The organism is Mesorhizobium sp. LSHC412B00, assembly GCF_000503035.1.
Taxonomy (GTDB): Bacteria; Pseudomonadota; Alphaproteobacteria; order Rhizobiales; family Rhizobiaceae; genus Mesorhizobium.
This window is the reverse complement of sequence record NZ_AYWB01000001.1, coordinates 68,811-93,824: the sequence shown is the minus strand read 5'-3', so window position 1 is coordinate 93,824 and position 25,014 is coordinate 68,811. Positions and strand designations below refer to the sequence as shown.

Annotated in this window: 21 protein-coding genes; 9 read left to right on the top strand and 12 right to left on the bottom strand. The window is 62.8% G+C overall.

Translation table 11 applies throughout. From position 1 onward, the window contains the following. Positions 1-2: 2 nt before the first annotated feature. The 4 genes from X757_RS164010 to epmA form a co-directional block, all read right to left on the bottom strand. Entirely contained in the window at positions 3-248 is a 246-nt protein-coding gene (locus X757_RS164010) for a DUF4170 domain-containing protein (protein ID WP_023682943.1), read from the bottom strand. A 68-nt stretch (positions 249-316) separates the two neighbouring features. Beyond that, entirely contained in the window at positions 317-1,123 is an 807-nt protein-coding gene (locus X757_RS164015; RefSeq protein ID WP_023712781.1) for a 3'(2'),5'-bisphosphate nucleotidase CysQ, read from the bottom strand. Beyond that, the gene (locus X757_RS164020; protein WP_023724835.1) at positions 1,110-2,453 is read right to left on the bottom strand and encodes a TldD/PmbA family protein; all 1,344 of its coding nucleotides are present in this window, start codon (positions 2,451-2,453) and stop codon (positions 1,110-1,112) included. The genes X757_RS164015 and X757_RS164020 overlap by 14 nt, the downstream gene beginning before the upstream one ends. 202 nt (positions 2,454-2,655) lie before the next feature. Then, the gene (epmA, locus tag X757_RS164025; RefSeq protein WP_023724834.1) at positions 2,656-3,702 is read right to left on the bottom strand and encodes an EF-P lysine aminoacylase EpmA; all 1,047 of its coding nucleotides are present in this window, start codon (positions 3,700-3,702) and stop codon (positions 2,656-2,658) included. A 129-nt stretch (positions 3,703-3,831) separates the two neighbouring features. Here epmA and efp point away from each other — a divergent pair, with 129 nt between their 5' ends. From efp to X757_RS164040, 3 genes are all read left to right on the top strand, one after another. Further along, positions 3,832-4,401, top strand: a complete 570-nt coding sequence (efp, locus tag X757_RS164030) for an elongation factor P (protein ID WP_023682947.1) — start codon at positions 3,832-3,834, stop codon at positions 4,399-4,401. Between the two features lie 89 nt (positions 4,402-4,490). Beyond that, on the top strand, positions 4,491-5,951 hold the full coding sequence (locus X757_RS164035) for a phospholipase D-like domain-containing protein (protein ID WP_023671570.1): 1,461 nt from the start codon (positions 4,491-4,493) through the stop codon (positions 5,949-5,951). An 81-nt stretch (positions 5,952-6,032) separates the two neighbouring features. Then, the gene (locus X757_RS164040; RefSeq protein WP_023671569.1) at positions 6,033-6,833 is read left to right on the top strand and encodes an endonuclease/exonuclease/phosphatase family protein; all 801 of its coding nucleotides are present in this window, start codon (positions 6,033-6,035) and stop codon (positions 6,831-6,833) included. 1 nt (position 6,834) lies between these two features. On the opposite strand, the gene X757_RS164045 is transcribed toward X757_RS164040, so the two are convergent. The 8 genes from X757_RS164045 to X757_RS164080 form a co-directional block, all read right to left on the bottom strand. Next, positions 6,835-8,802 (bottom strand): glycoside hydrolase family 127 protein, encoded by a 1,968-nt coding sequence (locus tag X757_RS164045; RefSeq protein ID WP_023724833.1) that lies wholly within the window; start codon positions 8,800-8,802, stop codon positions 6,835-6,837. A gap of 38 nt (positions 8,803-8,840) precedes the next feature. Continuing rightward, the gene (locus tag X757_RS164050) at positions 8,841-9,698 is read right to left on the bottom strand and encodes a carbohydrate ABC transporter permease (protein ID WP_023712775.1); all 858 of its coding nucleotides are present in this window, start codon (positions 9,696-9,698) and stop codon (positions 8,841-8,843) included. Next, positions 9,698-10,618 carry a carbohydrate ABC transporter permease gene (locus X757_RS164055; RefSeq protein WP_023697670.1) on the bottom strand — a complete coding sequence of 307 codons (921 nt, stop codon included), beginning with the start codon at positions 10,616-10,618 and terminating at the stop codon, positions 9,698-9,700. Before X757_RS164055 ends, X757_RS164050 begins: the two co-directional genes overlap by 1 nt. Before the next feature lie 123 nt (positions 10,619-10,741). Beyond that, positions 10,742-11,983: a sugar ABC transporter substrate-binding protein gene (locus X757_RS164060; protein ID WP_023724832.1), complete on the bottom strand. Its 1,242-nt coding sequence runs from the start codon at positions 11,981-11,983 to the stop codon at positions 10,742-10,744. Positions 11,984-12,100: 117 nt separating this feature from the next. Further along, entirely contained in the window at positions 12,101-13,159 is a 1,059-nt protein-coding gene (locus X757_RS164065) for a LacI family DNA-binding transcriptional regulator (RefSeq protein WP_023724831.1), read from the bottom strand. A gap of 187 nt (positions 13,160-13,346) precedes the next feature. After that, a complete protein-coding gene (locus tag X757_RS164070) occupies positions 13,347-17,696 on the bottom strand; it encodes a hypothetical protein (RefSeq protein ID WP_023724830.1) in 4,350 nt (1,449 codons plus the stop codon). Between the two features lie 90 nt (positions 17,697-17,786). Continuing rightward, positions 17,787-18,419 carry a hypothetical protein gene (locus tag X757_RS164075; protein WP_156933368.1) on the bottom strand — a complete coding sequence of 211 codons (633 nt, stop codon included), beginning with the start codon at positions 18,417-18,419 and terminating at the stop codon, positions 17,787-17,789. 514 nt (positions 18,420-18,933) lie between these two features. Beyond that, positions 18,934-19,827 carry a LysR family transcriptional regulator gene (locus tag X757_RS164080; RefSeq protein ID WP_023724828.1) on the bottom strand — a complete coding sequence of 298 codons (894 nt, stop codon included), beginning with the start codon at positions 19,825-19,827 and terminating at the stop codon, positions 18,934-18,936. A gap of 148 nt (positions 19,828-19,975) precedes the next feature. On the opposite strand from X757_RS164080, the gene X757_RS164085 reads away from it, so the two are divergent. From X757_RS164085 to X757_RS164110, 6 genes are read left to right on the top strand one after another with little or no spacing between them, the layout of a single operon-like run. Further along, on the top strand, positions 19,976-21,166 hold the full coding sequence (locus X757_RS164085; protein WP_031250955.1) for an MFS transporter: 1,191 nt from the start codon (positions 19,976-19,978) through the stop codon (positions 21,164-21,166). After that, on the top strand, positions 21,163-21,633 hold the full coding sequence (locus X757_RS164090) for a cyclophilin-like fold protein (RefSeq protein ID WP_023724826.1): 471 nt from the start codon (positions 21,163-21,165) through the stop codon (positions 21,631-21,633). Before X757_RS164085 ends, X757_RS164090 begins: the two co-directional genes overlap by 4 nt. Positions 21,634-21,652: 19 nt before the next feature. Next, positions 21,653-22,048, top strand: coding sequence for a cupin domain-containing protein (locus X757_RS164095; RefSeq protein ID WP_023724825.1), 396 nt, complete (start codon positions 21,653-21,655; stop codon positions 22,046-22,048). A 25-nt stretch (positions 22,049-22,073) separates the two neighbouring features. Then, a complete protein-coding gene (locus tag X757_RS164100) occupies positions 22,074-23,090 on the top strand; it encodes a zinc-dependent alcohol dehydrogenase family protein (protein ID WP_023724824.1) in 1,017 nt (338 codons plus the stop codon). A gap of 55 nt (positions 23,091-23,145) precedes the next feature. Continuing rightward, a complete protein-coding gene (locus tag X757_RS164105) occupies positions 23,146-23,580 on the top strand; it encodes a lipocalin-like domain-containing protein (RefSeq protein WP_023724823.1) in 435 nt (144 codons plus the stop codon). Positions 23,581-23,610: 30 nt separating this feature from the next. Continuing rightward, entirely contained in the window at positions 23,611-24,792 is a 1,182-nt protein-coding gene (locus tag X757_RS164110) for an arabinose transporter (protein ID WP_031250954.1), read from the top strand. Positions 24,793-25,014: the final 222 nt, after the last annotated feature.

Here is a 25,014-nt window from a genome sequence, read left to right as displayed (position 1 = left end):
TGTCAACCGGCGGCCTTGCTTTCAGGGTCGAGCAGCCGGTGCAGATGGACGACGAAATAGCGCATATGGGCATTGTCCACGCTGGCTTGCGCCTTTGCCTTCCACGCGGTGTGCGCGGTTTGATAGTCCGGATAAACGCCAACGATGTCGAGCGCGTCGAGATCGCGGAACTCGGTGCCTCCCAGCTTCTTCAGCTCGCCGCCGAACACCAGGTGCAAAAGCTGTTTCTTTCCGTCTTCCGCGGCCATTTCGGTCCTTCACATATTGTGAGTTTGCGACAGGTCTAGCCCAAAGCTGCCGACTTTGGAACCTTCGATCACGCTTCCGTATCGGCAATGACGCCGGCAAGCACGGTCAGCAACTGCCCGCTGCCGGCGACCAGCGCGCCGTGACGGATGATCTCCCCGGCATATAGCGGCGCGCGGCCATGGCCGTCGAGCACGGCGCCGCCAGCCTCGCGCAAGATGAGATCGGCGGCGGCGATATCCCAGTCATGCGCGTTGGGCTTGACGAAGGTTGCGTCGAGCGTGCCGTTGGCGACCATCGCCAGCCGGTAGGCGAGAGAGGGAATGTGCGCCGCCCGCCGCACCCGGCCCTGCCATTGCGCCGGCATCAGGTCGATCAACTGCTTCAGCCCGCCGATCTCGACCGTCTTACCCAGGCCGCGCACGGCAATCGGCTTGCCGTTGCGGAAAGCTCCATGGCCAGGCAGCGCCCAATAGGTTTCGCCCTTGGCCGGACATTCGAGCACACCGGTGAGCGTGCGGCCATTCTCGACCACCGCGACGCTGACGCACCACGAGCGCAGACCTTCGAGGAAGCCGCGGGTGCCGTCTATGGGGTCGACGACAAAGGTGCGCCGCGCCAGAAGCCGCGCCGGATCGTCAGTCGTTTCCTCCGACAGCCAGCCATAGTCCGGCCGGGCCGCCAGCAGGGTATCGCGCAGATAGGCGTCCGCCGCGTGGTCGGCTTCGCTGACAGGCGAGGTGCCGCCCTTCATCCACACTTGCGGGTTCTTGCCGAAATAGCGCATGGCGATCGCGCCCGCCTCGCGGGCGGCGTCGCGCAGCAGATCGAGGTCTTCCGAGGCCCCGGCCGATATGACCGGGTCACGCTCCGGCAAGGGTCATTCCTTCGATCAGCAGCGTCGGTGCGGCGGTGCCGAAATCGCGGTCAAGGTCGCTCGCCGGCACCATGTTGAGGAACATCGTCTTCAAATTGGAGGCGATGGTCACCTCGGCCACCGGATAGGCAAGCTCGCCATTGTCGATCCAGAAGCCGGATGCGCCACGGCTGTATTCGCCGGTCACCATATCGACGCCTTGGCCGAACACTTCGGTAACATAAAAGCCGGATTTTAGCGACCTGATTAGGTCTTCCGGCGTCCTGTCGCCCGGCTCGATGGCGAGATTGGTCGAAGACGGCGATACCGACGAGCCGCTGCGCGCGCCGCGTCCGTTGGTGGTCAGCCCCAATTCCCGCGCGGCGGACGTCGACAGGAACCAGTGCTTCAGCACGCCGTTCTCGACCATCAACAGCTTTTCGCCCTCGACGCCTTCGCCGTCGAACGGGCGCGAGGCCTGGCCGCGACGCCGCAGCGGTTCGTCGGTGACGGTGATGGCAGCCGACGCAACCTGCTTGCCCATCATCTCGCGCAAAAAACTGGTCTTGCGCGCCACCGAAGCGCCGTTGATGGCGCCGGCGAGATGGCCGGCAATGCCGCGCGCGATGCGCGGATCGAACACCACGTTGACCGGACCGGTTGCCGCCTTGCGGGCGCCGAGGCGGCGCACGGCGCGCTCGCCGGCCTTGCGGCCGATCAATTCCGGTGCGTCCAGATCGGAAAAATGCTGGTTCGAAGAGTATTCGTAGTCGCGCTCCATGCCGGTGCCCTCACCCGCAATCACGCTGGCCGAACGCGAAAAGCGCGACGCGACATAGTGGCCGACGAAGCCGTCCGACGTGGCAAGCACCAGCCCGCCGAGGCCTGCGCTGGCGCCGCTGCCGGCCGAATTGGTGACACCCTTGACTGCAAGGGCCGCTTCCTCGGCGGCAAGGGCCGCTTCCTTCAACTGATCGGCCGAAACCTCGGTGGCGTCGAACAGATCGAGGTCGCGCACCTTGCCAACCAGCAAAGCCGGATCGGCGAGACCCTGATAGGGGTCCTCGGGCGAGACTTTGGCCATGGCCACGGCGCGCTCAGCCAGCGCCTTGGGGTCCGATGCCGCCGTCGCCGAGACGCTCGCCACCCGGTTGCCGACGAAGACGCGCAGCGAGACATCGTCGCCCTCGGACGCTTCGGTGTTCTCGACCTTTCCCAGCCGCACCGACACGCCGATCGAACGGCCGCGCACGGCAACCGCGTCGGCGGCGTCGGCGCCGGCCCGCTTGGCAGCCTCGACCAGTGCCGCGACGCGGTCGGTCAATTTCGCTGCCTCTGATGTATCGGTCATGCGCGTGGTCCTGGCTGAAGCCGCGCCGGGCGGTAGCGGCTGTTGCACCATCTATTGTCCCAATGCGGCTTGTGCAATGGCGCACGGACAATTGTCCCGCTGCGGCATAGCGCCCGAGCGGAGCGCGAAAGCTATCCGCGGCGGCGGCCGCCAGAGACGCGCGGCTTGACCGGTTTGTGAGTTTAACCGAGGCCGATTTCCGTCAAGGAGTGGCGGCCGGCGTCCAGATCACGTCATCGATCCTCGTCGCGCCCGTTGCCAGCATCACCAGCCGGTCGAAGCCGAGCGCCGAGCCGCTGGCTTGCGGCATGATGGCGAGGGCGGCGAGAAAATCCTCATCCAGCGGATAGCGCTCGCCATAGACGCGCTCCTTCTCGTCCATCTCGGCGGCAAAGCGCCGGCGCTGCTCGGCCGGATCGGTCAGTTCGCCAAAAGCATTGGCGAGCTCGACGCCGCAGCAATAGAGCTCGAAGCGCTCGGCCACGCGCTGGTCCTCCGCGCTCGGCCGGGCGAGCGCCGCTTCCGAGATCGGATAGCCGTACAAGATGGTGGCCCGCCCCTGCCCCAGCACCGGTTCGACCTTCTCGACCATTACCCGGCTGAACAAATCGGCCCAGTTGTCATCGCCGGCCGTGCGCAGGCCGGCCTTGACCAGAGCATCATGGAGTGCGGCGCGGTCTGTGACGCCATCGGCAGAAACGGTGGCAAGAAGATCGATGCCGGCGTAACGCGCAAAAGCTTCCGCCACGCTCACGCGTTCCGGCTCGGCGAACGGATCGGCCTCGCGGCCGCGAAAGCGGAAGGTTTTGGCGCCGGCCCGCTCGGCTGCCAGCTTCAGCAGTTCGGCGCAATCGGCCATCAGGCTGTCATAGGTTTCGCCGACCCGATACCATTCCAGCATGGTGAATTCGGGATGGTGCAAGGGGCCGCGCTCGCGGTTGCGCCAGACGGCGCCCAGGCTGAAGATGCGCCGCTCACCGGCGGCCAGCAGCTTCTTGCAGGCGAACTCCGGCGAGGTGTGGAGATAAAGCGGCCGGCGCGCGCCGTCGGCGCCGATCGCCTCGGTGGCGAAGGCTGAGAGATGCGCCTCGTTGCCGGGCGAAATCTGCAATGCCGCCGTCTCGACCTCGATGAAGTCCCGCTCGCCAAACCAGCCGCGCATTGCGGCAGCTATGGCGTTGCGGGCCATCAGCCGCGGCCGGCGGTCGGCGTGAACATCCGGCGTCCACCAGGGCGAAGCGCCAGTCATGGGTTTGCCGGGCAACGGAATTGCTGACAGGGCTGGCGGTTCGGGCCAAGATGCGCTACGGCGACGGCTCTCGCAGCCGATTTGCGCCGAACGATCGTTTCAGGCCAACGAAGTCTAGGATTGAAAACCGTGGTGAAGGTCATCGCCAGTTCGCTCCGTAAAGGCAATGTCGTCGACAAGGACGGCAAGCTTTACGTGATCCTCTTTGCCGAAAACATCCACCCTGGCAAGGGTACGCCGGTCACCCAGCTCGACATGCGCCGCATCTCCGACGGGGTGAAGGTTTCGGAGCGCTACCGCACCACCGAGCAGGTCGAGCGCGCCTATGTCGAGGAGCGCGAGCACACCTTCCTCTACGCCGACGCCGAGGGGTATCACTTCATGAACCCGGAAAGCTACGACCAGGTCGCGGTGCCGGAAAGCGTGGTCGGCGACATGGCGCCCTACCTGCTCGAAGGCATGGCGGTGCAGATTTCGCAGTTCAACGGCATCGCCATAGCCCTGGTGCTGCCGCAGCGCGCTACTTTCGAAGTGGTCGAGACGGAGCCGACGACCAAAGGCCAGACGGCGTCCTCGTCATACAAGCCGGCCGTGCTTTCCAACGGCGTGCGCACGCTGGTGCCGCCGCACATCGCGCCGGGTACCCGCGTGGTGGTGATGACGGCTGACGGGGCCTATGTGGAGCGGGCGAAGGACTGAGGCGCGAGCGCCTCCGTCCTGGTTAATCCCTTGCCCGGTACTAATCCCCCACATTGCCTTCTGCGGCCGCTGGCTCGATAGTCCTGCCGATGTGGCAGACCTTTGTGACCTACTGGCCTCTGATCCTTGTGATCATTCCGATGCTGATGGCCGCCATCGGCATCGTCCACGCAATCATGACCAAGGAAGACGTGCGCGCCGCCACCGGCTGGGTCGGCGTGATGATCTTGTCGCCGTTCCTTGGCGCGATCATCTATGCCATTGCCGGCATCAACCGCATCCGCCGCGCCACGATCAGCGCCATGCGGCCCGTCGCCGGTGAAGCCGAGACAGCCAAACACGACCACGACATTGCGCTCGAAACACTCATCTCAGCCGAATTCGGCCAGCGCTTTGCCGGCCTGAAGACGCTAGGCGACAGGGTGGCGCGGCGCGGCCTGCTTTCGGGAAATGCAATCACCATCCTGAGGACCGGCGACGAAGCCTACGCGGCAATGTGCGGGGCGATCGACGGCGCACGGCGCAGCATCCTGCTCGAGACCTACATCTTCGACAATGACGAGATCGGACGACGTTTTGTCGGATCGCTGGCCGGAGCGGTCCGGCGCGGTGTGACGGTTCGCGTGCTGATCGATGCGGTGGGCGTGCGCTATTCCGTGCCCAGCATTCTTGGGACACTCCGGGAAGCCGGCGTCACCGTCGATCTGTTCAACGGCAACATCGTCATGGGCCTGAGACTTCCCTATGCGAATTTGAGGACGCACAGGAAAATCCTGATCGTCGACGGTGTGGTGGCGTTCACGGGAGGCATGAACATCCGCAAGGGATTCTCGGCCGAATTCGCCGGCAGCGCCAGTTCGGCGGATACGCATTTCCAGGTCACGGGGCCCGTCGTGGCCGACCTGTTCGCGGTTGCCGCCGAAGACTGGCGTTTTGCCGGCAACGAGGCCCTCAAGGACGAGGTCTGGCACGTGGAAAAGCCCTCGCCGCCTCCCGGTCAACCGATCCTGGTGCGGGCGGTGGCGTCGGGGCCTGACGCCAGCATCGAAACCAACCATAAATTGCTGATGGGGGCATTTTCCGTCGCCCGCAAATCGATCCGCATCATGTCGCCCTATTTCCTGCCGGACCGGGAATTTGTCAGCGCGCTGGTCACGGCGGCCCGGCGCGGTGTCGAGATCGACATCGTCGTGCCTGCGGTCAACAATCTCTTCCTGGTCGGCCGCGCCATGACGGCGCAGTACGACCAGGTGCTGAAGCACTATTGCCGCGTCTGGCGTCATGAAGGGTCATTCGACCATTCGAAGCTGTTGTCGGTCGATGGCGTCTGGGCCTATGTCGGCTCTTCCAACCTCGACGCCCGGTCGCTGCGGCTGAATTTCGAAATCGACCTGGAGGTGCTGGATACCGGCTTTGCCGCCGAGATCGAAGGGCGCATCGGAGCGGCAATCGCTTCCGCCAAACCCGTCACACTCGCAACCTTGAAAGCGCGGCCATTTCTCATCCGGGTTTTTGACCGGTTGTTATGGCTGGGATCGCCCTATCTCTAATGCATACCGCCTCGAAGTGGTCCCGGTTGTGAAAGAACGATATGCATAGAACAAAGAATCAGGACATCGAATAGCAGGCCTATGGACATAAACGGACGCAGCCTTCCTGAAACAGTGCTCCTGTCGATCCGCGGCAGGAAAGCGCGCAAGGCGAACGCGACGCCGCGCAAGCACATTGAAGGCGCCCAGATGGTGGTCGCCTCCTACAACGTCCACAAATGCATCGGCACCGACCGCAGGTTCGACCCCGAACGCACCGCCCGCGTCATCCGCGAGATCGGCCCCGACGTCATCGCGCTGCAGGAAGCCGACAACCGCTTCGGCGACCGCGCCGGGCTGCTCGATCTTGCCCGGATCGAACACGAAACCGGGCTGGTACCGGTGCCGGTTTCCGGAAGCGGCAAGGGCCATGGCTGGCGCGGCAACGTGCTTTTGTTCAAGCGCGGCACGGTGCGCGACGTCCATCAGATCAAGCTTCCGGGACTGGAGCCCCGCGGCGCGCTGGTTGCCGAGATCGACCTCGACGAAACGCGCACTCTGCGCGTCATCGCCGCGCATCTCGGCCTGTTGCGACGCTCGCGTTCGGAGCAGGCCCGCGTCGTGCTCGACATCATGAGCAACCAGGATGAAAGGCCGACCTTGCTGCTCGGCGACCTCAACGAATGGCGGCTGGGCAACCGCTCGGCGCTCAAGACGCTGCACGCCACCTTTGGTTTCACGCCGGCGGCGGTGCCGACTTTCCCCTCAGGCCTGCCGGTACTGGCGCTCGACCGGATCATGGCCAACCGGCACGGCATGGTCTCGTCGGTGGAAGCTCATGATACGCCGCTGTCGCGGGTTGCGTCGGATCATTTGCCGCTGACGGCGTTTGTCAGCCTGTAACTCATCCGTCCCGCAGCCAGACCAGCATCTCACCGGGTTCGCGGTTGTCCCAGGCGTAGTAAGGAACGGCGGTGATTCTCGTCTCGCTCACCACCGGCGGATCGGTGCGATAGAGCCCGGTTTCCCAGTTTTCCTGGACTTCCTTGCTGGCAAGTGCCGAAAGCGTGACGATGCCGCCGAGCAGGTTCGGCTCGGCATGCGCCTCGATTTTTGCCGTTCGCGGCAGAGCGATCCGATGCAACTGGCCGGCATTGTCGGTCTCCTCGACGCAATAGATCAGCGGACCGCGCGCAAGTGCGACGCGGCCGATGTCCTGACGCACCTCCGGATTGGCGAACAGACGGGCGATCGACATTTCGAGATCGAGTTCGACCCGGTCGCCCTGGCGCCACTCGCGCCGGATCGCGGCATAGCCGTCGCTGGTGATGCCGTCCAGATCGACCGCGGCGCCGTTGATCTTGAGCGCCGCCTTGCCGCACCAGGAGGGGACGCGCAGGTGCAAGGTGAACTCGACCGGCGCGTCGGCTTCGATCCGAATGGAGACCGCGCCATCCCAAGGATAATTGCTGGTCTGAATCAGACTGACCGCCCGGTTCGATATGTCGAAGCGCGCGGTGCTGTCGCCGTAGAGATGAACGGCCAGCGCGTCGTCCGACAGGCTGTAGAAATAGCTGCCGATGGAGGCGACCATACGGCCGATATTCGGCGGGCAACAGGGGCAGCGATGCCATTTCCAGCGATTGTGCCTGCCCCGGCTCTCCAACGGGTTCTCGTAGAAGAACAGCGAGCCGTCGAGCGACAGGCCGGAGATCGAGCCGTTGTAGAGTGCCCGCTCCATCATGTCGGCGTAGCGGGCGTTGGGACCCATGCCGAGCATGCGACTGGCCCAGAACACGAGGCCGACCGAGGCACAGGTCTCGGCATAGGCGGTTTCGTTGGGCAGGTCGTAGTCGCTGGTAAAGCCCTCATTGTGCGCCGATGGCCCGAGTCCGCCGGTGATATAGAGGTTTTTGGTGGTGAGATCGTTCCACAGACGGTCGAGCGCTACCCTGAGCGTGTCGTCGCCATATTCGGTGGCGATGTCGGCCATGCCGGAATAGAGGTACATCGCCCTGACCGCATGGCCGACGACCTTGTCCTGCTCGCGCACCGGCTTGTGCGACTGGTTGTACTCATAGGTCTTGAAATGATAGGCCTTCGGGTCGGCGCCGCGCCCACGCGCCTCCTCGTCGAAATAATGCGGCTGTTGCCCGCGCTGGTCGATGAAATACCTGGCCAGGTCCATGTATTTCTGCTCGCCGGTCGCCCGCGCCAGCTTGACCAGCGCCAGCTCGATCTCCTCATGGCCGCAATAGCCCTTCTTCTTGCCCGGCTCCGGACCGAAGGTGTCGGCGATATGGTCGACGTAGCGGCACATGATATCCAGCAGCTTGCGCTTGCCGGTGGCCTGGTAGTAGGCGACCGCGCCTTCGATCAGATGGCCGGCGCAATAGAGCTCGTGGCAATCGCGCAGATTGGTCCAGCGCTTGCCTGGCTGGATACGCTGGTACCAGCTGGAGAGATAACCGTCTTCCTGCTGCAGTCTGCCGTAGAGGTCGATGACGGCATCGATCTTCTTCTCGAGCGCCGCGTTCTCGCGCCGGTAGAGCGAATAGGCCGCGGTCTCGATGGTCTTGCCCCAATCGGAGTCCCAGAACATCTGCGTCGTCACCGTCGAGCCGGTGAAGCCGGGGCTGGCAGCCTCGTCGGGCGACGGCGAATGGAACGGAATGACGACGCCCGGCGAGGGCCGGTCCGGGTCGATCTGCTCCAGCATGCGCGCCTCGACGCAGCGCTCGTAGAGGATGTCGGCGGTGCGCGACGCCACGGCATCGACACGGTCGCCCCAGAAGCCGCGGACATCGACCTGCGGCACCGGCAGCGGGCGGAAGGCGAGTTTGCCGGGCTTGGCGGATGGTTGAACGGTCATCGTGTCACTCCGTTGGATATTGGTCATTTCACGGGGGGTCATTTCACCGCGCCGGCCATCAGGCCGCGGATGTAGAAGCGCTGCAGCAACAGGAAGAGCACCAGGCACGGCACCATCATCACTGTGACGCCCGCCTGCACGGCGCCCCAGTCGATGGCGCCGAAGCGGCCCGACTGAAGTGCGGTCATCATGATCGGCAGCGTGAATTTGGACTGGTCGGTCATCAGCACCAGGGCGGCCAGGAATTCGTTCCAGGCGCCGAGGAAGGCAAACAGCGCGATGGTGACGATGCCCGGCCAGACCAGCGGCAGCATCACCTTGAGCAGCATGGTGACGTTGTTGGCGCCGTCCATGCGCGCGGCCTCCTCGATCTCGCGCGGCACCGCGTCGAAGGCGTTGCGCATCATGAAGATCGAGAACGGCAGTTGCAGCGTGGTGTAGACCAGGACCAGCCCGGTCAGCGTGTTGTGCAGGCCGACCTTGGTCAGCACCAGGAAGATCGGCGTCAGGATCGACTGGAACGGGATCATGATCGTCGACAGGATGACGATGAAGAGCACATCCTTCATGGGAAAGCGGAAGCGCGAAAAGCCGTAGCCGGCGAGCACGCTGACGATCACCGACAGGATCACCGTCATCGAGGCGACATAGAGGCTGTTTTGCGCCGGCAGCCAGAGGCCGTCGCCAAAGGTGTCGAGCGTGCGGTAGTTCTCGACCGAGAAGCCGGTCGTCGGCCATGGCGGCAGCGGCGGCTGGCGCGCCTCCTGCGCCGGCTTGAAGGTCGACAGCACGGCCCAGACGATCGGCGCGATGAACAGCACTGAGGCGATCATGCCGGTCGAATGCTCGGCGATCCTGAGCCAGAGGCGGCTGCTGCGGCTTCTTGCCTGCGCCATCAGTCGATGCCCTCCGGCTTGCGCAGCAGCCACAGCTGAACCAGGCTGAGCGCCACCAGTATGGCCAGCAGGATCATCGACAGCGCCGCGCCATAGCCGAGCTTGAACGAAACGAAGGACTGGTTGAAAATCCAGTAGACGGCGGTCAGCGTCTGGTTGCGCGGGCCGCCGCGCAGGATGATGTAGAACTGGTCGAAGGCGAGGATCGAGCCGGCGATCGACAGGATCAGCGCCAGCGCCAGCGTGCGGCGCATCAGCGGCAGGGTGATGGCGCGAAAGCGTGCGAACGGCCCTGCCCCGTCGATCATCGCGGCTTCCTGCAGATCGGTCGGGATCGACTGCAGGCCGGTCATCAGGATGATCATGGTGAAGCCCGCCACCTTCCAGACGACCATGGCGATGATCGACCAGAAGGCCGGCTGGAACGTCGCCAGAAGGTTGAACTTTTTCCCGGTCAGGCCGAGGTCGTAGGCGGCCGGGCTGAACAGGCCGGAATCGACATTGAGCAGCCAAGACCAGAGCAGGCTGGCCGAGGCGAAACCGACGACCGCCGGCATGAAGAAGGATGTCCGGTAAAAGCCGGTCAGCCGCCTGGGCTTTTCGATGAACAGCGCCAGCGGAAAGGCGACGGCGAAGATCACGATGGTGACGATCACGGTGTAGTAGGCGGTGAAGCTCAGCGCGTTCCAGAAACGGTTGTCGCGCAGGATCGCCCGGTAATTGTCGAAGCCGATATAAAAATGCTCGCCCATCAGCGGCCAGTTGTGCAGCGACATCCAGGCGGTCATGCCGAGGGGAATGATGAAGAAGACGACGACCAGCGCCACGGCCGGCGCGACATAGAGCAGGCCGATCCACTGCCGGCGGCCGGCACCGACCAGTTTTCTGGCGCGTGGCGGGGTGGTGGTGGTGATGGTCATTTACCCTCCCCACAAGGGGGAGGGTAAGGAGCGCCGGCCGCCCGTCCAGGGAGACGGACCGGGCGGCCGGATCAGGACCCGCGACGGCAGGGGCGTTGCACCGCCCTCGCCGCCGGCCAGTCCTTATTTCTGCGCCTGGTCGATGATCGACTGCATGGTCTCTTGTGCATTGGCGATGGCGCCATCGACGTCGTCGCCGAAGACGACCTCGTTGATCATCTGCGTCCACGGACCGTTGGCCGAGTTGATCAGGTCGTTGAACACCACGGAATAGGGCGTGCGGCCCTTGGCCATGGCTTCGGCGGCGATCTGGTAGCGCGGATCGAGATCCTTCAGCGCCTCCTTGGCGATGTCGCCGCGCACCGGCAGGCTGCCGTATTTGGCCAGGATGGTCTGGCCTTCTAGCGAATAGGCGAAGTCGAGAAACTCCTTCACCACGGCGAGCTTCTTGGTGCCCTTGGTGACGACGAAATTGTCGCCGCCGGCAAACGAAGACCAGCCGCTGTCCTTGCCCGGCAGGAAGGTGACGCCATAGTCGATATCCGGATATTGCGTGTTGAGCGCGCCGATGGCGAAGGCGCCGGACGGCGAAATGCCGATATTGCCGGTGGCGAAGGCGGCAAAGAAATTGGCGCCGGTGTCGGTCTGCGCGCCGGCCGGCACCAGGTCCTTCTTGACCATCGAGCGGTAGAGGTCGATGGCGCCGCGCAGCTGCGGGCTGTCGAGCGTCGCCTTCGAGCCGTCCTCGGAGAGGATGTCGCCGCCCGAGGCCCAGATCAGCGGCGTGAAGGTGAAGATGTTGCAGCCGCCGCAATTGCCGGAGAAATAAAAGCCCTTGATGTCGCCGCCGAGCGCGTTGACCTTTTCGGCATCGGCCTCGATCTCGGCCCAGTTGGCCGGCCCCTTGTCCGGATCGAGCCCCGCCTGCTTGAACAATTTCTTGTTCCAGATCAGCACCGAGGCGTCGGCCGAGAACGGCAGCCCATAAATGTGGTCCTTGTAGGTGCCGGTCTTGACGTGCGCCGGCGACAGGCTGGCGAAATAGGGCAGCGACTTCGCCCAGTCGGTAATGTCTTCGAGCTGGCCGGCGGCGGCAAAGGACGGCGTGTAGATCAGGTCGAGCGACAGCGCGTCGGGCGCCGTGCCGCCGGCGGCGGCGGCGCCATATTTCGGGATGATCTCGGCATTGGGAATGATGTCCAGCTTGACCTGGTTCTCATGGCCCTTGTTGAAGGCATCGACGATGCGGGGCATGAAGTTCGAGCCGTCGGCGCGAACCCAGATGTTGGCGGTGTCGGCGGCAAAAGCTGTTGCCAGCGTGCCCAGAATGCTCGCAAAGGCGAGCCCGGCGATCATGGTCTTCATGGTTCTCCTCCTCATGGTTCAGTTCTCCTCCCTGTAACCGCGCTCCCAGCGCGGCCTTTGCTTGATGCATGTCGTTGTCCCAAACCGCTGCGCACTTTTGGGCGACAGGCATTGGTCTCAGCCGCCCAATGGACGGCCGCATGACTGACGCACCACCAGCCGGCACGGCAGTTTTCGAATGCCCGGCGCGGCCGGTTGGCCGCCGACGAGCGAAAGCAGTGTGAGGCCGGCCTCGCGGCCGAGCGCTGCCAGGTTCATGTCGACCGAGGTCAGCGGCGGGCGGGTTGCCTCGGCCACGATCTCCCAATTGTCGAAGCCGATGACGCCGACATCGCCGGGCACGCCCAAGCCGCGCTCGCGCAGCGCATCGATGACGCCGCGCGCGATCTGGTCGTTGCCGCAGAACACGGCGTCGGGTTTCTCTCCCTTCTTGTCGAAGAGCATTGGGCCGTCGAACAGCTTTCCGACGGCTTCATGCCCCCAGGCTTCCGACCACGAGCCGAGCAAGGGCTCGGTGACCGGCAGGCCGTGTGCGGCCAGCACATCGCGAAAAGCCTGCGCCCGCTCATTCACCACGGCAAAACTGGCGGGACCGCTGACATGGGCGATGCGCCGCCGCCCGAGGCGGCAAAAATGCTCGACCGCCAGCCGCGCTCCGCCGGCATCGTCGGAGACGAAGGCGACGGCATCGGGATCGGGCTGGCTGAAGGCGTAGATCACGGGCACGCCGAGATTGGCGAGGTCGACCGGCAGATGGCGGTCGATGCGCTTGCCGCTGGCGATGATGCCGTCGATGCGCTTGTCCAGCATCGCCTCGACATGCAGCTGCGCCAGCCGCGGATCGTCCTCGACATTGCACATGAACACCGAGACGCCGGCATCGACCAGCGCATCGGAAATGCCCGACATGACCGGCAGCGAAAAGCGGCCATAGGTATCGTTGGTCAACAGCCCGACGGTAAAGGAGCGCCGCCGCAGCAGGCTCTGCGCCAGGCTGTTGGGGCGAAAGCCGAGCCGCTGCGCCGTCTCGCGAATGCGCTGCCGCGTCTCGGCCGTCATCCGCCCCTGCCCGTTCAGCGCCTTCGAGGCCGTGGCCACACTAACGCCAGCCATCGCCGCCACCTCACGCAGGGTGACGGGTTGTTTGGCGGGTGATGGCAACGTGTCGGAGGCCATGTTTCGGGTGTCGGTCCTCGGGTTGGGAAAAGGTTTTCTCTTACTGAGCTGCGGCGTGTCGATGTGGGTGCTTTGGTGGATGCTGCGAGGTTTGGGAAAAGGTTTTCTCAGACGGAGATTAGGATGGGAATAAGAGCAATGCAAGCGGGATTGGGCTGACCGGGCGCGAAAGGGATTGGGGCTACAACTAGTCCACCGGTAGCCGCTTTGCGTGTTTCACTCTCACTTTCTTCTGTCCCTGCGAAACAGTCGAAACATCGATACACACGACGATGGGTTGTGGCCCATCGGGCAATCGAGACCGTATCTCAGCCGCCGCTTCATCAAGATGGGTCAACACTGTAGAGGACGGTACGAATCCGGCCTGTCCTGCCATAACCCATCCATTCGGTTTTGGATTCTGATGCACCAAGAGCAAGATTCCGTACCGTGCCCCATTGTGACGCAGATATTGCCCGCACAGCTGAGTTTCGAGCGCAGCTTCCATCTCGGGAACGCTCATGCCGTCGATTACCTTGATCTCGATCGGAAGCGTGACGCCATTGATGCGACTCGTCAGTGTGATGTCCGGTTCTTTTTCGTCAGCGACGTGGCTTTCGCGCACGACGGTATAGGAGTTCCCCTGCAAGTTTTCGAACCGGTCGGCAAACCACCGTTGCACAGCATTTTCGTCCGGCAGCGCTCTGACCGTGTCGGCTTGCGAGAACCTTTCATGGCGAAGATCATGGTCGATACGCTCTGCGCGCCGGCGGGCGAGAAGCTGCAGGTCCGCCGTTGTCGAAGGCGGGCGATCAAAGGCGGTCTCGAACATCACCACGTCCTCAGGCCGCCATTCAGCTAGGATGGCGTCATTTTCGGCGTGTCGTCGCGCTAGCGTGTGCAGCCTATCCGGAGAAATCGCGAAGTCCTTCTTGCGAGATAGGCGCATCAGCGCGACATGCGTGGCCTCGCCAGGTGTTGCCTCTAGACGGTTGAAGACAGCATTTCGAGCATCCTGCGCGTTGTCGCGTAAATCGGGTGTGAAAACTTCGCCACTTGGTCTCCTGATGTCGTTCTCGGGACGAACACCCTCAAAAGCGAGCAAAACCAGCTCCTCGAGTTTAAGGAAGGATAGATGGTAGGTAACCTCCGTATCATGGTGGTAACGATCGCCGTACAGACGAGGCAACAAGACACAGCACATCATCGTGCGCGCTTGTTCGTCGAAATTATCAAATCTTTGACGTAGTACGTCCATTGCCAGATCCGCAGCAATCGCCGCGAGAATCGAGAGCATGTCCGCCACTATCTTCGGATCTTGGGAGGCGATGGCCCGGCTGCGCACTAGATCGGAGAGGGAAGCCGCGTCGGCAGGTAGGCCGCGGATGATGACATCCGATACCTTGGGCAGCAGATGCAACGGAAAAGTTGCCTCGTTGGACATCGCCTGTTCAAGATCAGGCACCACCAACCGGGCAAGTTTGACGTCGCTATAGGCTAGGCGGTCCAGAATCCCGTGTTCTGCATGATCGCCTGTCGCAAGTTGTGAATTCACCTCGGCGACAAGCACCTTACGTACGATAGCTGGTTTCACCTCGCTGAGTCGCACTAGGTAGTCGGGGAATCCGTTCAATTCCAAGATGGCATAGCGAGCAGCTTTTTCAGCATGATCGTCATCAATTGACAGCACCCAATTTGGTGACCTGGCTGCTTCAAGCGCCATGCCTGCCAAGCCCATACTTTCGAAACTGTAGGTCTTCCGCCGTTCATCAGCAGGTCGTTCGCTCGGCAGCAGCGGCCGCCAAGCATTGGCGAAATTGATTAATGCCGTGGCAAACTTTTCCGTGACGTCGGAGCCCAAGATGGGCTCGACCGCCGAGAGATCGTCAATCGAGTAACGCGATCGGCCTCGGGCTCGTGAGGACAGGAACTGCCAAAGGTTGACTAGGCGGCTGTCAGCTGTGGTGTCGGTGGTTGGATGAAGCCTATCCAGGATAGTTGGATCCGCGCGCAACTCGTCGATAAACTTTATCCAACTTCCTTCACGCTTTTCGCGCGCGATCCTGTTCTTTTCATCCGTTGCCCTGAAACGTTCCATCATAGCGACGTGTTCGGGGGATTCGGGTGGTGGCGATTGCCACGCGACGAAGAGTGTTTCGAGGCTGGGATGCTGTTCACCTATTGTCTTTAGAGTTTCAGCTATCGAAGGATCTTTGCCCAGATCACGCCAAATCGTGTAGAGGGCCTGGAACGCCAACCGCCGGTCCCGATCATCTACCCTTCCTGCTGCGTCCTCAGTCAACCAACTCACGTCGTCTCGGGACAATTGGCCTGGCCACCCAAGCGTGCTCAGCTGACCGATCGCGATATCGTTGTGCCTGACCCAGGGGTGATCGCGAAGGATATGTACGGCCCGCCAAAATGACTGACGGCGCCGGCGGGGCGTGCCGCAGATTCCCCGGCCCAACTCTAGTTCTTGCGGATCGCGCCCGTGATGTGGTTCATGATGTAGTCGCAGGACAAGATCGACGACGATATCCGGTACGCCATCAGGATGCAGCTGCAACAGACGCGTTGCCACTGCGACAGCCGGCGAGGCGAACGCGCCGACAAACGCAGATTCCTCTTGCTCATCGTTAATCGGGCCCATGCGTTGCAGAACGGCCGCTAGGAATGCAGACAGATCAGTCTCGCCAAGTAGCGCCTCGCCCAGCTTCTCCCCCAGCGGATAGAGCGTCGGCGTGCCCCCTTCGTCAGTGACGCTGATCGCATCGATGACACGGAAGAAACGTTCGACCGAAAGCCACTTTGGAAAGAGAATATCAATAGCGCCAAGCACTACCGTGCGCGCCAATGCCCCCGACTGATCGACGATGTAGTCGGCATAGGTGACGGCATCCGTAGTTGTTCCCACTGCAAGCAGCGCTCGACCCGCCAAGAGTTGTGATGTTGTATCGCTCTCTGTGTCGAAAGCCTGCGTGCGAGCAATATCCAAGCCGCCGGCTTGCTTGCCCAGCCAAATCAATCTGAGCAGAAGGTGGCGTGCGTCGCGAACACCTCCATATTGCGTCCACCAGGTAGGGATCAAAGGATCAAACGCTGGGTGCGCCAATCGGCGAACCGAATCTTGCCCATACCACGCGTTGCGCCGGTCGAGATGTTCAATATCTTGAAGAGCACCTTCGATTGCCTTGATGCGCGTGACGGCTGGCAACGCCCCAGGGTCGCCGAGTGTCAGGAGGGCAAGTGGGTTTCTCGCAATGAGCTTCTCCGCTACTCTGGGGTTCCAGATTGACAGCCACGCTGCTGTGGCGAGCATGTCGGGACGAGCGAGCTTATATCCGTAGAGGTCGGCGAAGAGCAGATCATCAATCTGCTGCGGAGGGCAGTTTGCTGCAAGACGGCCGGCAAGCCATCGCCCGGTAAGATAGCTCCGAACTGTCCCTTCGTTGTCATTGTGCAGTCGCACGCGCCCCAATGTTGCAGGGTCGAATACGGGTCTGCCCAACAACCGCATGATCGCGTCGGATTGCCAATCCGGCAAAAGCCGATCGAGAGGCAGGGTATGGTCGGCAGTAGTTGTGCTGAAGCTTTCCGTAGGAACACGTAAGGCATCCTTTCCGCAGAGAAGAAGACCCGCCCCTATGCGTTCGAGCGCCCTTTTCGCCGTCGCCGTGCTAAGCGCATCGTGTCGTTTTCGCGCCGGCTTGGGGTCCACAAGCCGCGCATCGATGCTTGCCTCCAGCATCGCGGCAAGTGTCCCGAACTGACCATGATCGTGCCAATAGTCGACCATCCATTCGAGATCGAGCGGACGGCTCGCAAAATGCCAAAGGTTGCCGTCGTCGAGCGCCGTCATGAAGGCGTCGAGGTCGCTAATGCCGGCGCTTTTGGCAAAGAGCCGAATGCGTGCCTCGTCGAGCCCGGTCATTAAGACGACCGAGACGTCGTCTTCCTGTTCGGGCGGCTTCTCCGGCGCTTTGTGTTGGAGAGTCGCGCGAATTTCATCTTGATAACTGGGTTCGGGTGGCGGCGGCATGCGCGGGATCGAAAGCCACTCATCCATCGAATGCCGATCTGCGATGAAATCCCAGTCCGTAAAGCGGCCGGAAATGATCACGCGTGCGCGGTCCTCTAATCCCGCAATAGCTCTGGAGAGCTTACGCAGGGCAGTCTCGAACCGCACACCCTCATCTTTCGCTTCGTCGATGGAGTCGATGAAAAACCAGCAAACCGATCCATCTGTTGCCTTCCAGCTTTCTAACCTTCGAATATCATCGATGCCAAGAGCGTCCTCGAGGCCGCTTCGGCCGAGATCCTGCACCGTGGCATAACAGGCAGGTTCGCCAGACTTCACCGTTGATTGCCACTGCGCTTTGAGCTCGTAACTTTTGCCACTGCCGGCTTCAGCAAGAAGAACGACTCGCTTTCGCTTCTTAAGTTCTGGCCAGCTCAAGTGACCACTGAGACGCGGATCGAATAGAAGCGCCGGCGTCTTCGCCTCCTCACGCGAGACGACCCGAAATTGACGACTGAGATCGACAAAATTTTCGTTCATGGCGCAAGGATAAGAGCAACCGCACAACCCGCAAGCGATATGATCGCGTTGTTCAGTGTTTAACTTGCGTGAGACATTGGGAGAGTGGCGTCAAATTGCGTTTGTGGAAAGGTGGTTATACTTGCGAATGAAGGCCGACTGTAAGCTCTGGTCGATTTCAAGATCCCGATAATATTGCTTAAGATAGGCAGTGATAGCGTCTTGCAAATTCTCCCAGTAAAGAATGCACGGGCTGCCCCAATCGACGACGACGCCAGCCCGGCTTCCCTTTTTGACAAGCCAACCGTTTTTGCTCTGGCCTTCGTGCAGGAGGCCGCATCGGATATCACGATAGAAGTCACCTGCGGCGGCTGCCGTGAAGGTATTTGAAAACGGAGCTTGGTTGGCAAGAAACTCGGTGAATAACTTCGAACTGTTTTTGTATTCGAAATTATTTATATCCGGATTTTTGTACTTGTAATTCTCCCCGGCTCTTAGTGCCGCAAGGAACTCGATTAAAGCGCATTGGATTGTGGCAACAGAGAACCCTTCGCCCCTCAGCCTATTGAGCTTCGTCAGGTCCGCTATCGGGGCCAAGTAACGTGGCTCAATCCGCTGAACTAGGTAGTCCTTAACAGTCTGTTTCCATAGACCGGTCGGTGGGGGTGCCGTCTGCAACTGATGCGAGCGAGCACTCCAGTCTGCCGGACCAAAAGTACCTGCCAGTCGAACTCCGGTGTGCACTGACACATTCTCCCCCAAAATCTAATCTCGGGTAGTATCCATATCAGCCATTTCATGCCGACCCTAGCGGACGGCGGCTTTTCAGCTGGCGATTAACTATGCCAAGCGCCGAGCTGATCCCATCATGGCCGCATCGCCGCTGACACTACAGGTCAGCAGCGCCATGAGCACCAAGGCCGGCGCTGCCGCAAGCGATAGAATCGGCTGCGCCGAAGGGGCCTCACCGGCGCCGTCTGCATGAGGCTCGCTCCCTTTCCCTCAACAAACGGGAAGCTAAGACGCGCACCCAGACACACTCCAGAACCAAAATTCAACAGTTCGGAAAAACCGGTGAAAAGATCGGGTGGCATAAGCTTTCCGGTCGGGATTCCGGGTTCTTCCTTTTTGGACCTCCACCAACAAAATCGCAGCGGCGGCGCAGTGCATGCTCCAGCGGCGGCATGAACAGCCTGGCGATGCCCAGGTAGGGACCTGCCATTACCGAGCTCAGCTTCATGATCCAAACAGTCTCGGGTCAGATGCGATGGCGGAGCGCGTCGATGACCACCGCCATCGCGGGGGAGAGCTGCCGCCTGCTTGGATAGTAGAGGTGATAGCCGGCAAATGGCGGGCTCCAGTCGTCAAGCACGAGCCTGAGGCGTCCCTCGGCGATGTGGTGGCTGACGAGGTTTTCCGGGACATAGGCGATGCCAAAACCGCTTGTCGCAGCCTCGATCATGGGAATGGACGAATTGAAGGTGAGTTGGCCTTCCACCCGCACACGAAGGTCGCGGCCATCCCTGGCGAATTCCCAGGCATACAATCCACCGAACGTCGCCTGCCGCATATTGATGCAGTCGTGATCGACCAGGTCCTGGGGCGCGGTCGGAACCGGATGGCGGGAAAAGTAGTCCGGCGAAGCCACGGCCACGAGCCTCCAATCCGGCCCGATGCGCACTGCGATCATGTCCCGGTCGATGCTCTCGCCAAGCCGCACGCCTGCATCGAAGCGCTCCTCCACAATGTTCTTCATGCCGTTGTCGCTGTAGAGCTCGACCCGCACGTCTGGATTGTCGTTGAGCAAGGGCTGGAGCTTCGGCCAGACGGTCGTCTGGAGCGCATGGTCGGACAGGGTGATGCGGACCGTTCCGGAGGGCTTGTCGCGAAAGGCCACCAGGCTTGCGAGGTCGGATTCGATTTCCTCGAAGCGGGGAACAAGAGATTGGAATAGTCGCTCGCCGGCCTCGGTCGGAGAGACGCTCCGCGTCGTACGCGTCAGCAGGCGGACGCCAAGGCGAGCTTCAAGCTCCTTGATTGTCGAACTCAGGGTCGACTGCGAGGTTCCCAGCTTGGCCGCCGCCCTGGTGAAACTGCGCTCCCTGGCGACCGCCACGAACCAGAGCAGATCCTTCATGCCATCGCGCTGCATAGGGCACCTCCCATCGGACATTCATATCATGAGCAGATAAGTCCATGCGGATTGCTTAGTCTACTTAAATGGGTTCCCCTGCAATATCTTCTGGCAGCGATGGGGATTGGCGGCTGATCCGTCCGGTCGCTTTGCCAGGATGCCAATCATGGAAACCACATACGACACAAGGCTTGTTGAAAACCGCGCCGCATGGGGCGCGGTGTTGTCGATGGCGCTGTGTGTTTTCGTGCTCATCGCGTCGGAATTCATGCCGGTCAGCCTGCTGTCGCCGCTAGCGGCCGATCTCGGCATCACCGAGGGCCGGGCGGGACAGGCGATCTCGATTTCGGGCGCTTTCGCCGTCGTGACCAGCCTGCTGGTCGCCGGCCTCACTCGCCACATCGACCGCCGACTGGTCGTGACCGGCTTCACCCTCCTCCTCATCGTGTCCGGTCTGGCTGTCACCTTCGCGCCGAACTACGCGTTGCTCATGGTCGGCCGGGCGCTGCTCGGCATCGCGATCGGCGGGTTCTGGTCGATGTCGACCGCGATCGTCATGCGCCTCGTGCCGCAAGACATGGTTCCGAAGGGTCTCGCCATGCTGAACGCCGGCAATGCCATTGCGGCCACCATCGCCGCGCCGCTGGGCAGTTTTCTTGGCGCCTATGTCGGCTGGCGCGGCGCTTTCTTCCTCGTGGTGCCGTTTGGTCTCCTGGCGCTGGCCTGGCAGTGGACAAGCCTGCCGGCGCTGCCGCCGCGCCGCAGGAATCGTGCCGGCAATCCGCTGGCGCTGCTCGGCCGTCTTCCCGTCGCCACCGGCATGGCGTCGATCATGATGCTGTTCATGGGCCAGTTCGCGCTCTTCACCTATCTGCGGCCCTTCCTCGAGAACGTCACCCGGCTCGACATCGCCGCCCTCTCGGCGGTCCTGCTGGCGATGGGGCTGGCCGGGGTGCTCGGCACATGGTGCGTCGGCCGGCTTTTGCGCACGCGTCTGTTCAGCATCCTCACCGTCATCCCGCTGGTCATGGCTGCGCTGGCCGCCGCGCTCATCGCCCTCGGTGCACTCCCGGGTCCCACAGCGCTGCTGCTCGTTGCCTGGGGCTTCTTCGGCATGGCCGCGCCGGTCGGTTGGGGCACGTGGCTCAGCCGAACGTTGCCGAACGACGCGGAGGCCGGCGGCGGGTTGCAGGTAGCCGTCATCCAGTTCGCCATCACCGGCGGCGCCGCGATCGGCGGCACGCTGTTCGATACGGTCGGCTGGTGGGGACCGTTCACTCTGGGCGCGGTGTTGCTCTGCGGGTCGGCGCTCGCCGCCCTTGCCGCAGCGCATATGGCCCGGAGGTCTTTGCCGTGACGAACGAACATGCGCCGCTCAGCCGCCGGACATTGCTCGGCGCCGCGCTCGCGGCGGCGGCCCTGCCTCGCACAGCCGCCGGCCAGGAAAGCCAATCTCCCGTCAGCCAGGAGCCCACCGAAATGAAGATCAGGATGGTTTTCAACGGCCGCACCATGACCGCCACGCTCTACGACAATCCCTCGGCGCGCGACTTCTTCTCCATGCTGCCGCTCGACCTCGAGATCGAGGACTACGCCCACAACGAGAAGATCGCCTATCTGCCGCGCAAGCTGACGCAGGAGGGAAGCGGTCCGTTCGCCGACGAGCAGCCCTATGACCTGTGCTATTTCATGCCCTGGGGCAACCTGGCCATGTTCTACGCCGACTACCGCCATCCCGGGCTGATCAGGCTTGGCCGCTTCGACGAGGGCGAGCGGGCCCTGCACATTCGCGGCAAATTCCCGCTTCGCATCGAACGCATTTAAGGACGCAAAGGAGATCACCATGGACATTGTTCGCGCCGGCACCAGGCCTTCCGGCAAGGGACCGCCTGACTGGTTCACCGGAACGGTGCGGATCGATCCGCTCTTCAATCCCTTCGACGCCGAGCGGGTTCAAGGCGCACAGGTGACCTTCGAGCCCGGCGCCCGCACCGCCTGGCACACGCATCCGCTCGGCCAGACGCTGATCGTCGTCTCCGGCCTCGGCCGCGTGCAGCGCGAGGATGGCCCGGTCGAGGAAATCCGTCCGGGCGATGTCGTCTGGTTCGCTCCCGGCGAAAAGCACTGGCACGGCGCGTCGCCTCGGACCGCCATGACTCACATTGCCCTCCAGGAGGTCAAGGACGGCAAGGTCGTGGACTGGCTGGAACATGTCAGCGACGCCGACTACGGCGCCTGATCTTCTCCCCTCGAAAGGAACCAACATGCTTGCAACCGTTCTTCACAAACCGGGCGACATACGCTGCGAGGAAATCGCCGATCCGAAAATCATGCGGCCGACGGACGCCATCATCAAGCTGTCGGCAAGCTGCATCTGCGGCTCGGACTTGTGGCCCTATCGCGGGCTGCAGCCGGTCGCCGGGCCTATGCATATGGGCCACGAATATTGCGGCATCGTCGTCGAGGTCGGCGCAGAGGTGCGCACGGTCCGCCCCGGCCAGTTCGTCGTCGGGTCGTTCTGCCTCTCGGACAACACCTGCCCGCATTGCCGCTTCGGCTTCCAGTCGTCTTGTGTGCAGCGCGAGTTCATGTCGGGCGCGCAGGCGCCTTACGCCCGCGTACCGCTGGCCGATGGCACACTGGTCGCCACCGCCGAGGTGCCGCCGGCCGACCTCATCCCTGACCTGCTGGCTGTGTCCGATGTGCTCGGCACCGGCTGGTATGCGGCCGACGCAGCCGAGGTCCGCGAAGGATCGACGGTGGTCGTGGTCGGCGATGGTGCGGTCGGCCTGATGGGCGTGCTTGCGGCCAAGGAGATGGGCGCCGAGCGCATCATCGCCATGAGCCGGCACGCCAGCCGCCAAAAGCTCGCCCGTGAGTTCGGCGCCACCGAAATCGTCGCTGAGCGCGGCGAGGAAGGCGTGGCCCTCATCAAGGAACTCACCAAGGGCGTCGGCGCGGACTCCGTGCTGGAATGCGTCGGCACGGGAGAATCCTTCGACCAGGCGCTGGCCTGCTCCCGCCCCGGCGGCACCATCGGCTATGTCGGCGTGCCGCATGGCGTGAACTTCGACGGCCAAAAACTATTCTTCGGCCAGAAACGAATGCTGGGCGGCCCGGCGCCGGTGCGCCGTTTCCTGCCCGACCTGATGGACCGTGTGCTGCAAGGTCGGATCAAGCCCGGCAAGGTCTTCGACCTCAAGCTGCCGCTGGCCGAGGTCGCTGAAGGCTACCGCGCCATGGACGAGCGTCGCGCCATCAAGGTCATGCTTTCGGTGTGAGCAAAGATCGGGCGGACGGCCTGTGCGCACCCACAACTCAGAAAAGGGACAACATATGACGATGAGATTGAAGATTGCCGCCCTTGCGCTTGCGCTTTCGGTCGCCACGCCGGCTTTCTCGCAAGAATCCGCGATCATCGGCGCATGGCGCATGATTTCGCTGGAGGCCGGCGCCGAGGGAAACCTGAAGCCCGTGCCCTATTCCGGCCAGGTCATCTTCACCGAGGCCGGCACCCTCTCGGTGCAGGCGCAGAACCCCGACCCCAAGGCGCCGGACACGCCTTACACGGCGAATGGCTACGAAGCCTATTACGGGCCGGTCGCCATCAACGACCAGGACAAGACCTTCGTCATCACCATCGAGTCCTCCCTGGTCCGTAACCTTGTCGGCAAGAGCATGAAACGCAAATTCGAGGTCTCGGACAATAAACTGGTCCTCACGCCGGACAACCCGGCCGAAGGCTGGCGCGTAACCTACGAACGCTACTGATCCGAACAGTTGGATTACCGATTGACCAAAATGGCGCGGATATCAGGCCGAAATGGCGTCATGGCGGAGCTGGTACCGATCATGGCGGCCGTCTTCGCCGGCTTCCTGCTGATCGGCCTGGCGCTACCCGTCCTGCCGCTGCATCTTCACCAGCAGCTTGGCTTCGGCCCCTTCGCAGTGGGACTGGTGACGGGCAGCCAGTTCGTCGCCTCGATGCTGTCGCGCATCGGCGCTGGCAACTATGCCGATGGACGCGGCGGCAAGCGGGCCGTCGTCGTCGGCCTCATTGCCGCTGCCCTGGCCGGGCTATTTTACCTCGGCTCGCTGGCATTGCTCGACCGGCCGGTAGCGTCCGCATCGGCGCTGTTCGCCGGACGGGCGGTGCTGGGCGCGTCCGAGAGCTTCATCATCACCGGCGGCGTCGCCTGGGGCCTCTCCGTTGCGGGCGGACAGAACTCCGGAAAAGTCATAGCCTGGGTGGGCACGGCGATGTTTGCGGCGCTCGCGCTGGGGGCGCCGGTCGGATCTGCGCTTTATGCGGCGAGCGGTTTAACCGCGATCGCGCTCGCGACGATCATCCTGCCGCTGGCGACGCTGCTTGCCATCCTGCCGATGCGCGGCACCAGCGCCGCCTCGGGCAGCGTGCCGCAGTCATGGAGGAGCGTGGCGAAAGCGGTCTGGCTTCCTGGCGTCGGAGCTGCTTTCAGCAGCCTCGGCTATGGTGCTATTCTGGGCTTCGGCGCCCTGCTCTTCGCCGAGCGGGGCTGGCAGCCGGTATGGCTTCCTTTCACGGCCTATGCTGCGTCTCTGATTGTGGCAAGGCTGTGCTTCGGCCACCTGCCCGACAGGCTTGGAGGCGCACGCGTCGCCGTGATCTTCGTTGTGGTCGAGGCGGCAGGGCTGATGCTGATCTGGCTTGCGACCGGGCCTGTTGTCGCCGCAATCGGAGCGGGTCTGACTGGCCTCGGCTACTCGCTGGTCTATCCCGGCCTCGGCGCCGAGGCCGTAGGCCGTCTTCCGTCGCGCAGCCGCGGCCTGGCCATGGGACTCTACACCGTCTTCCTCGACGTGGCGCTCGGCTTCGGCAGTCCGGCGCTCGGCCTGGTCGCTGCGTCGACCGGGCTGCAATTCGTCTTCTTCGCCGTCGCGGCGGCGACGCTTCCGGCGTTGGGCATAGCTCTGCTGCTGGGTCGCCGTAGCGCTCCATTATAGACAGCTCGCCGGCGCCGTCCGCATGAGGTTCGCTCATAGTCTCTTTCCGGGTCGCCACTGAGGCTGAACCCCTGCCCCGCAAGGGTCGACGAGGCCCGGCAAATTCCCGCCCAGACACACTCCAGAAACAAAATTCAACAGTTCGGAAAAACCGGCGAAAAGATCGGGTGGCATAAGCTTCCCCGTCGGGATTCCGGGCACTTCCTTTTTGGAAGCCCTCCA